Raw genomic sequence first — 7,778 nt, forward strand, 5'->3', positions numbered from 1 at the left:
GTCAGTCCCTCGCCGAAACCTCGCGCACTGGCCCGCATCGAAAAACCTTCATCACAGACATTAGTCGCAGCTCACGTGAACGACTGGTCTTGGAACATTGCCATTCGCTGCATCCCGTATAAACGACTAGAATATTAGGTTTTTCAGCTGTTGGCACTTTGACCATTACTGCAGAAATAGCCCAATTTTTATGTGCATTCGGCTAGCCCAAACCAATTGTGTCCGTGCTCGCTACTTTGTTTGAGATGGAAGGCGGCAGATCAGCTCTTGGCAATCGAGTTTGATCCTTCTCAGCTGATTGGCTGCAATCACGGCAAATGCGAGAGCTCCAAGGCTTAAAAGTTGTTTCTCTAGACTGCCTGCAGTCCAAACGACGGCAATGGTCGCGCATGTAATCGATACATTCTGCGAGTGAGAACTCACCACCAGCGATAAATGATTGGGACGCAGATTGAAAAAACGAGAAAAATACCCGGGCGCAAGCTCCTACAAGGATCGACACGGGAAACGCCGTTGGCGGTATAGGTCGCGCGGGTTCACTGCCGAACTGGGGTCTGACTACGGGTCAGACGAGTTTGAACAAAGGTATCAGGATGCCGTGAACCGCCAGAAATCGAAGTCTAGTGAAGGGGCAGGGGCTTCCCGCACCAAAGCTGGAACTTTGGACGATTTGGTCACGCATTTTTACAAGCTGCACTTTCCAACCATCGGCGAAAGCACACGGGCCGATTATCGCAGTGTCATCGAGCCTTTAAGGCTCAAACACGGCAAGAAGCGCATCGCACATATGAAAATCCGGCATGTCATGGCGATCAAAGCGGAAATGCATGAAACGCCGATGCAGGCCAACAAGATGCTCAAACGGTTGTCTCAAATGATGGACCTCGCAGTCACGATGGATTGGGTTGCCGCCAATCCTGTCCTCGGTGTCAGTAAGTATGCGACCACGTCCGAAGGGTATCACTCATGGGACGAGGGCGAGATTGCTCGTTTCTATGAGGTTCATCCACTCGGATCACCTGCGCATATTTGCATGACGCTGATGCTCTACACAGGGGCCGCGAAGGTTGATGCGGTGAAGCTTGGGCCAGCGAACGTCAAAGATGGGCGGATAGAATATCGCCGTCAAAAGACCAGCAAGAACCCAAGCGGGGTGCTGATCAGCTTGCCGATCCATCCGGCCTTGGTAGCAGCTTTGGCAGCAAGGCCCGTCACTTTCACCTACCTTGAGACGGGCCATAACAAGGCGCGCTCTCGCAAGGGCCTTGGAACATCCATGCGCAAGTGGTGTGACAAAGCGGGCTTGCCGCTGTGTTCCTCACATGGCCTCCGAAAAGCAATCTGCCGCCGTATCGCCGAAGCGGGTGGCACACCCTACGAAATCATGGCGGTCAGCGGGCACGTCACGCTGGCGATGGCTCAAAAGTACTGTGAGACGTTTGGGCGGCGGGACATGGCCGATTCAGCATTTTCGCGACTTACAGGCACGAAAGCGGAACAAAACTTGACGAACCACCCTGAAAGGTTCGTCAACAAATCATCTAACACCCTATAATAAAAGGATAATAAATGATGTTTGGTAGGCCCGGCAGGACTTGAACCTGCAACCAACGCGTTATGAGCACGCTGCTCTAACCAATTGAGCTACAGGCCCTACCTTAACCTTTGATTAGCATAAGTCACACCCGCGTCAAGCATGCAGATTGCACTGGTGCGTGTGATAATGTACCCGAAGCGCAAAGTAGAAGTTTCGGAGATATCCATGAGCGATCAGAGCGGCAAAAACGGCATCACCTATGCGGATGCAGGCGTGGACATTGATGCAGGCAACGCACTGGTCGAGCGGATCAAACCCGCAGCCAAGCGCACCAATCGCCCGGGGGTTATGTCTGGCCTTGGCGGCTTTGGTGCGTTGTTTGATCTCAAGGGGGCAGGGTACAACGACCCTATTCTGGTCGGCGCAACAGACGGTGTCGGCACCAAGTTACGTATCGCGATTGATACTGGTAACGTCGACGGCGTTGGTATTGATCTGGTCGCAATGTGCGTCAATGATCTGGTCTGCCAAGGCGCAGAGCCTTTGTTTTTCTTAGATTATTTCGCGACGGGTCATCTCGAAACGGAAACGGCTGCGCGCATTATCGAGGGCATCGCAGAAGGCTGTGTGCGCTCAAACTGCGCCCTTATTGGCGGTGAAACGGCAGAGATGCCCGGCATGTATCCCGATGGTGATTTCGATCTTGCAGGTTTCTCTGTCGGCGCAATGGAGCGTGGCACAGAACTGCCTGCTGATGTGCAAGTGGGCGACGTCTTGCTTGGCCTTGCGTCTGATGGTGTGCACTCGAATGGTTACTCATTGGTGCGCAAACTGGTCGACATTTCCGGTCTCGGTTGGGACGACGATTGTCCATTTAGCACCGGCAACTTGGGCGAAGCGCTTTTGACACCAACGCGGCTTTATGTGACGCAAGCACTCGCGGCTGTGCGTGCAGGTGGCGTTCATGCTTTGGCGCACATTACCGGCGGTGGTTTAACCGAGAATATTCCGCGCGTTCTGCCCGATGGATACGGTATCGAGATTGACCTCAACGCATGGGATTTACCCCCTGTTTTCAAGTGGATGGCTGAAACGGGTGGCATCGCAGAAGCAGAGATGCTCAAGACCTTCAACTGTGGTCAAGGTATGGTGCTGAGCGTTGATGCGGCACGTGCAGACGCTCTTGTTGCATTGCTTGAAAACGAAGGCGAAACCGTCACACGCCTTGGCTACGTCAGAGACACAGGCGAGGTGCGCTACACAGGATCGCTGCTTTGAAACCACGCGTTGCGGTGCTGATTTCTGGCGGTGGCTCCAATATGGTTAAGCTGCTCGACAGCATGGCGGCTGACCATCCGGCTGAACCTGTGCTGGTACTCGCCAATAGCGCAGATGCCGGTGGGCTGGCCAAAGCGAAAGCGCATGGCGTGCAAAGTGATTTTGTCGATCACAAACCCTACGGTGCCGATCGCGAAGCGTTCGAGGATGCGTTGATCGCCAAACTCGATACTGCCAAGGCTGATGTGATCTGTCTTGCGGGTTTCATGCGTGTCCTCACACCGCATTTTATTGACCGCTATGAAGGGCGCATGTTGAACATCCATCCTTCATTACTGCCTAAATACAAAGGCTTGCACACCCATGCTCGTGCGATTACGGCAGGCGACACTGAAGCAGGATGCACAGTTCACGAAGTCACAGCCAAGCTTGATGATGGTCCGATCCTGTTGCAAGCGCGTGTTCCAATCCGGCTGGATGACACGCCAGACACACTCGCGGCGCGGGTTCTCAAACAAGAGCACCGCATTTATCCGCAAGCTTTGCGTCAATTCATCCGTAAATTGTAACCCTTGGGTAAGTTGCGCCGTTGAGCCCTTTATTTCATTGAATTTTTGGCGTAGGGCATTTGATAATATCTCTCAGGCGGGCAAAATTGCATGTTAACAATCACGACGACCGAGGCTCTAGCGACTTTTTGCGAAGAAGCTAGAAAACACCCCTATGTGACTGTAGACACTGAGTTTTTACGCGAACGCACCTATTATTCCAAACTTTGTCTTGTGCAACTGGCGATGCCTGGCACTGATGACAGCACTGGCTGTCTGGTTGATCCGCTTGTTGACGGGCTTTCGCTAGAACCGCTCTATGAGCTGTTCAAAGACCCTAACGTGGTCAAAGTTTTCCATGCCGCGCGCCAAGATATCGAGATATTTCAGGTGGATGCAGGCGTCGTTCCTGCACCTTTGTTTGATACGCAAGTTGCGGCAATGGTTTGCGGTTTTGGCGAACAAGTGGGTTATGAAACGCTTGTGCGTAAAATTGCCAAGGAAGAGTTGGATAAGTCGTCGCGCTTCACCGATTGGTCGCGTCGCCCTTTAAGTGATGCGCAGAAAACCTATGCTTTAGCGGATGTCACACACCTGCGCCAAGTCTATGAATTCTTGGCAAAAAAGCTAAAGGATCGAGGCCGCGCCCATTGGGTTGATGAGGAAATGCAAATCCTCAACAATCCCGATACTTACGTCACCTTGCCCGAAAATGCGTGGAAACGTGTGAAAACCCGTAACAACAGCCCGCGATTTTTGGCCATCGTGCGTGAACTTGCGCGGTTTCGTGAAGACTATGCGCAGACCCGAAACATCCCGCGCAGCCGTGTCTACAAAGATGACGCTTTGGTCGAACTTGCAGCGACAAAGCCCAAAGATGTTAACGACTTAGGTCGCTCACGCCTTGTGCAACGCGAAGCGAGACGCGGCGATATTGCTGATGGCATTCTTGCGTCAGTTAAAGCTGGGGTGACGTGCAGTGATGCGAATCTCCCGAAAGTTGATCGCAAGCATGAGCGTCTTCAAGTGAACCCAGCGCTCGCAGATCTTTTGCGCGTTCTGTTGAAAACCAAGACTGGCCAAGCAGGCGTTGCATCTAAACTTGTCGCGCCCACGTCGGAACTCGATGCGATCGCAGCAGGGGAGCGCGATGTTAGTGCGCTACAGGGCTGGCGCTATGAGGTTTTCGGTGAGGATGCGCTGAAACTTTGCAACGGTGAAATTGCGCTTGCGGCCAAGGGCAACGACGTCATTCTTGTTCCAGTCTAAACCCGCTTAACGCCGACGCGTGCTGCGTTGATTGCGCGCGCCTTGCACAACAATCGTGCGCACACCTTCAAGCTGTTGATCACTCACAAAGCGCGCGGCCACAACTTGGCGCGCAGCTTCTGTACCGTTGAGCAAGTCAGCAGGGCGCTCTGCACTTAGGGTATATGTCAGCACGCCTTTGACAGGCTTATTGTCGTTCTCAGCGCGCAAACGCACGTCATAATAGCCAATTGCGTCTGTCACGCCGACCACATTGATGATTGCACCACCGGGCTTGCGCTCTATCCGCAGCGATTTGACCTGATCGACAGCATTCCCTCTATACTCCACAGGCGCGCGCTGACCCAAGCGGCGCTTCGGGATCAACGGGTTCACTGGTCCGCTCGCATCAATCGCTTGACCGCGCGACTGGCCAAACCAATTGCCGGGGTTCACCCAACTATCAGCAATCCCGCCACCGCATCCGGCCAAGGCCAATGCAGCACAAAAAAGAAAAGGGCGCGTGCGCGATGTCAGGACTGTCATTTTATCTCTCACTTTGCTCGCTTTTGATTTATCCCATCCATGCGCGCTTGAAAAGCGACAAGAGCAGACTGGACGTTTGTGCGATTGCCCCCTACCTCCTGAGAAAGCGAAGAGAGGACACATCATGGCAAGTGCCGCGTTTGAAGAGATTGTAGAAGACTTCGAGTTTCTTGAGGATTGGGAAGAGCGCTATCGTCATGTGATCGAGCAGGGCAAAGCGATGGACCCGCTAGAGGATGCTTTGAAAGTGCCTGCGACCAAGGTCGATGGTTGCGCAAGTCAGGTGTGGCTGCACCCCAAAATCGGTGACGGTGTGTTCCACTTTGATGGCGAAAGTGACGCTATGATTGTCAATGGATTGATTGCCGTTTTACGCATGCTTTACAACGACTTGCCTGTGTCCGAAGTCACTGCGGTAGATGCCAAAGCGGAACTCGCACGCCTTGGTTTGAACGATCACTTGTCCGCACAGCGTTCTAATGGTCTGGCCGCGATGATCGCGCGAATTCGTGAAACGGCGGCTGCGGCGGCTTAGAGCTTGAATTTGTTTGGGCTAAGCGCGTCTGGCCAACCGATATAACGCTCTATCAAGAACAGTGCTAAACACAGCAAGATGATAGCAAACACGAACTTCACCTTCTTTTCAGAAGGTGGATTGCGCGCCCAGCGTGACATCCGCAAAAAGTGACGTGGGTTAATCACGGCTCGCCAGTCTCTGTGTCAGCTTCAGTGAATCGTACTTTGCCAATAAACGGCAGATTGCGATTGCGCTGCGCAAAATCGATACCGTACCCCACGACAAATTCATCGGGAATTTCAAAGCCGATCCAATCGGAGCGAAAATCAACCTCGCGCCGCGTTGGCTTGTCGAGCAAAGCGATCGATTTCAAACGTGCGGGATTGCGCGACTTTAAGAGCGCCGTCACATGGTTCAGCGTATGGCCTGTGTCGACAATATCTTCGACGACAAGAACATCGCGCCCTTCAATAGCGCCGCGTAAGTCTTTGAGAATACGTACTTCTCGTGAACTTTCCATACCATCCCCATAGGATGATGCTTCTAAAAAATCCACCTCAACAGGCAGGTCCAACTCGCGCACAATATCTGCGATAAACACGAAGGATCCGCGCAAAAGCCCGACAACGACCAGCTTGTCCGTACCTTTGAACTCAGCCTCGATATCATGGCTCAACTCTTCGATCCGCGCTGCAATCGACTTGGCCGAGATCATTTGATCAATGACATATGGACGCTGTGACATGGCTACCCCTTGATTTTCGGTGCCACACATATGACATGCAGCGGGAGTTTGTTACCGGGAAATCTGCGGCTATGCCAACGCATTCTGAAAATCGCCACATGCCATACACCGCGCAGCAGATGTATGACCTTGTGGCCGATGTGGCATCTTACCCGCAGTTTTTGCCTTGGTGTTCCGCCGCGCGCATTCGCTCGCGCACCCTACAAGGGACGAGCGAAGAGATGCTGGCCGATTTGGTGATCAGCTTCAAAGTGTTTCGCGAAAAGTTCGGTAGCCGCGTGGTGTTACATCCCGATGTGCACAAGGTTGATACAGAGTATCTTGATGGTCCGTTCAAATACATGAAATCCAACTGGTCGTTTGAAGACGCCGAAGGGGGCGGCTGTCACGTTCAGTTCTTTGTGGATTTCGAGTTCAAAAACGCGATTTTACAAGGAATCATCGGTATTGTCTTCAATGAGGCGATGCAACGTGTCGTACGTGCCTTTGAAGCGCGCGCAGAGGCGCTATATACTCCAACAAGCTAGCGCTTAAAGGAGCGGCATCATGCTGAAATTCACACTCGCCACCTTTGGCATCGTCGCGCTGTTGCTTTTGGGCGCTTTGTACGGTGGTATCTGGGTATGGCGGTCGCTGATCTATATCACAGTGTTCGCTTATGGTTTTGACCGTCTCACGCCGATACTTCTCGCAAACGCGGACCCTGAGAGCGAATTTCCTGCGTCTGACCGTTTGAGCGCCGCGCTTGCTATTGCGCATTTTGTTGTGCTCAGCGTGGTCGTGTATAGCCTGGCGCAGAGTGACGCGCTTAGCCTGCTTGAAAAGATCGTGCTGTTCTTCGCGACGTCCCTTTTCGCAGGTCAGATTGGCCATCCCAACGCACATGAGCTGATCCATCGCTCTGCGCGTCCGCTGCGCCGTTTGGGCAAAGCGATCTACATGTCGATCCTCATGGGGCATCACGCGTCTGCGCACCCGCTGGTGCATCATGTGCATGTGGGCACGTCCAACGATCCGGTCTCTGCACCAAAAGGACGTGGTTTCTGGCGTTTCTTCGGGCGCGCTTGGATCGGCTCTTACCGAGCAGGCTACACGGCAGAGAGTAAGCGGCACAAAGGGCAGGGGCTGCATCCATATGTAATGTACCAGCTTGGCGGGGCTGCTTGTCTGCTCGCCGGCTTTGCATTGGGCGGTCTCAAAGGTGCGCTGCTCTGGGCATTGATTGGGCTCTATGCGCAGCTGCAAATCTTCCTCAGCGACTATGTGCAACACTACGGCTTACGTCGCAAAATGTTGGATATACCGCTGCTACCCCAAAACCCGAATTTTTTCATGGGTTATGACGCGGAAATTGTCTGA

Annotated in this window: 9 protein-coding genes and 1 tRNA gene; 7 read left to right on the forward strand and 3 right to left on the reverse strand. The window is 53.1% G+C overall.

All coding sequences use genetic code 11. From position 1 onward, the window contains the following. The first annotated feature begins 451 nt into the window (after positions 1-451). Complete coding sequence (locus PFRI_RS02330; RefSeq protein ID WP_072629152.1) at positions 452-1,555, forward strand: tyrosine-type recombinase/integrase; 1,104 nt, start codon at positions 452-454, stop codon at positions 1,553-1,555. Positions 1,556-1,577: 22 nt separating this feature from the next. Here the strand turns inward: PFRI_RS02330 and PFRI_RS02335 are convergent. After that, positions 1,578-1,654 (reverse strand) — tRNA-Ile (locus PFRI_RS02335). Positions 1,655-1,762: 108 nt separating this feature from the next. On the opposite strand from PFRI_RS02335, the gene purM reads away from it, so the two are divergent. From purM to rnd, 3 genes are all read left to right on the forward strand, one after another. Next, the gene (gene purM / locus PFRI_RS02340; RefSeq protein WP_072629159.1) at positions 1,763-2,815 is read left to right on the forward strand and encodes a phosphoribosylformylglycinamidine cyclo-ligase; all 1,053 of its coding nucleotides are present in this window, start codon (positions 1,763-1,765) and stop codon (positions 2,813-2,815) included. Next, complete coding sequence (gene purN, locus PFRI_RS02345) at positions 2,812-3,384, forward strand: phosphoribosylglycinamide formyltransferase (protein WP_072629153.1); 573 nt, start codon at positions 2,812-2,814, stop codon at positions 3,382-3,384. Before purM ends, purN begins: the two co-directional genes overlap by 4 nt. 90 nt (positions 3,385-3,474) lie before the next feature. Continuing rightward, the gene (rnd, locus tag PFRI_RS02350; RefSeq protein WP_072629154.1) at positions 3,475-4,632 is read left to right on the forward strand and encodes a ribonuclease D; all 1,158 of its coding nucleotides are present in this window, start codon (positions 3,475-3,477) and stop codon (positions 4,630-4,632) included. Positions 4,633-4,638: 6 nt separating this feature from the next. Here the strand turns inward: rnd and PFRI_RS02355 are convergent, their stop codons facing one another. After that, the gene (locus PFRI_RS02355; RefSeq protein WP_072629155.1) at positions 4,639-5,157 is read right to left on the reverse strand and encodes a hypothetical protein; all 519 of its coding nucleotides are present in this window, start codon (positions 5,155-5,157) and stop codon (positions 4,639-4,641) included. Between the two features lie 124 nt (positions 5,158-5,281). Here PFRI_RS02355 and PFRI_RS02360 point away from each other — a divergent pair, with 124 nt between their 5' ends. Next, positions 5,282-5,692, forward strand: a complete 411-nt coding sequence (locus PFRI_RS02360; RefSeq protein WP_072629156.1) for a SufE family protein — start codon at positions 5,282-5,284, stop codon at positions 5,690-5,692. A 163-nt stretch (positions 5,693-5,855) separates the two neighbouring features. On the opposite strand, the gene hpt is transcribed toward PFRI_RS02360, so the two are convergent. Beyond that, positions 5,856-6,419 carry a hypoxanthine phosphoribosyltransferase gene (gene hpt, locus PFRI_RS02365; RefSeq protein ID WP_072629157.1) on the reverse strand — a complete coding sequence of 188 codons (564 nt, stop codon included), beginning with the start codon at positions 6,417-6,419 and terminating at the stop codon, positions 5,856-5,858. A 71-nt stretch (positions 6,420-6,490) separates the two neighbouring features. Here hpt and PFRI_RS02370 point away from each other — a divergent pair, with 71 nt between their 5' ends. Further along, on the forward strand, positions 6,491-6,946 hold the full coding sequence (locus PFRI_RS02370) for a type II toxin-antitoxin system RatA family toxin (protein WP_072629160.1): 456 nt from the start codon (positions 6,491-6,493) through the stop codon (positions 6,944-6,946). Between the two features lie 19 nt (positions 6,947-6,965). Next, entirely contained in the window at positions 6,966-7,778 is an 813-nt protein-coding gene (locus PFRI_RS02375) for a fatty acid desaturase (protein WP_072629158.1), read from the forward strand.

Origin of the sequence: Planktotalea frisia (assembly GCF_001890925.1) — a bacterium.
GTDB classification, from domain to species: Bacteria; Pseudomonadota; Alphaproteobacteria; order Rhodobacterales; family Rhodobacteraceae; genus Planktotalea; species Planktotalea frisia.